1 protein-coding gene is annotated in these 1,377 nt (G+C 79.1%); it reads right to left on the bottom strand.

All coding sequences use genetic code 11. The features are described from left to right. A partial coding sequence (locus tag HCN52_RS24455) for a sensor histidine kinase (RefSeq protein ID WP_312876864.1) occupies positions 1–1,377 on the bottom strand: 1,377 nt, incomplete at both ends.

Raw genomic sequence — 1,377 nt, 5'->3', positions numbered from 1 at the left:
CCCCCGGAGGGCGGCGTCCGCGGCGGCGGGGGCGCGGCTCCCGGGCCGCGTGGCGCGCTCCCGTCCGGAAGCAGCAGTTCGGTGACGGCACCGCCGGCGGCGGGGTTGGCCCGGCGGACGCCGGCCCCCAGCAGCCGGGCCTGTCCGGCGACGATCGTCAGCCCGAGCCCGGTGCCCCGTCCGCGTTCCCGAGCGGCGGTGCGGAACCGCTGCGGCCCCTGGGCGAGCAGGTCGGCGGGGAACCCCGGCCCGTGGTCGCGGACCCGCAGCACCGTGCCGTCGACCTCCAACTCCACCGGCGCACCACCGTGGCGCAGCGCGTTGGAGAGCAGGTTGGCCAGGACCCGGGCGACCCGCCGGGGGTCCGTGCGGACCTCCGCGTCCGCCGTGACGGTCAGCGTGATCGCCTCGCCTCCCGCCGCCTCGGGGAGCTGGTCGGCGCAGGCCGCGGCGGCGTGCCGGGCCAGGGTGCTGGTGCGGCAGCACTCGAACTCCGCCTGTTCCACCCCCTCGGTGTCCAGCCGCGCCACCTCCAGCACGTCCTCGACCAGCCGCCGCAGGGTACGGGCGCGGTCCCGCACCAGCTCGGTGGGCCGGCCGGGCGGCAGGAGCTCGGCGGCGGTGACCAGCCCGGCGACGGGGGTGCGGAGTTCGTGGGCGATGTCGGCGGTGATGCGCCGCTCCGCCTCCAGCCGGACCTGGAGGGCGTCGGCCATGGTGTTGACGGCCGCCGCCATGCGGGCGATCTCGTCCCGGCCGCGCGGCCGGACGCGGGCCGCCAGGTCACCCTGGGCGATCCGCTGCGCGGTGCGCGCCGAGCCGGCGATGCGCCGACCGCCGACGGTGGCGAGCAGCAGCCCCAGCAGACTGCCGAGCCCGGTGGCGATCAGCCCCGCGCCCAGCAGTGTCCGGTCGAGCGCGCCGAGCGCCTCGGTCTGCGGCAGGTAGCTCTGCCGGACCGCCAGCACCGTGGCCGGGCCCTCGGCGGAGCCGCCGCCCGCCGTAGCGCCGTCGCCGGGCGGCGCCGCCGCGGGCCGTTCGAGCAGCGCCGCCCAGAGGACCGGATCCTCGCCCGCGCGGTCGAGGAAGGTGGCGCGCACCGGCCGCGTCGCGATGGCCTCGCGCAGTGCGTCCGGCAGGTCCGGTGGGTTCACCAGCACCCCGCCGTCGATCATCCGCTCGTAGTCGGCCACGGCGGCGAGCAGCCCGGCGTCCAGGTCGCGGCGCGCGGTGTCGAGTTGGGTGCGCGAGGTCTGGTCGTGCACCAGCACCCCGATGACGGCCGCCACCAGGGCGGCGGCCGCGGCCACGCTGAGCGCGAGCTTGCCGCGCAGGCCGAGCAGTCCCGGCCGGGCGCACCGCGCGGCGGCCCCGGCG

Origin of the sequence: Streptomyces bohaiensis, from assembly GCF_012033785.1 — a bacterium.
Classification (GTDB): Bacteria; Actinomycetota; Actinomycetes; order Streptomycetales; family Streptomycetaceae; genus Streptomyces; species Streptomyces bohaiensis.
This window is presented reverse-complemented; position numbering and strand designations above follow the sequence as displayed.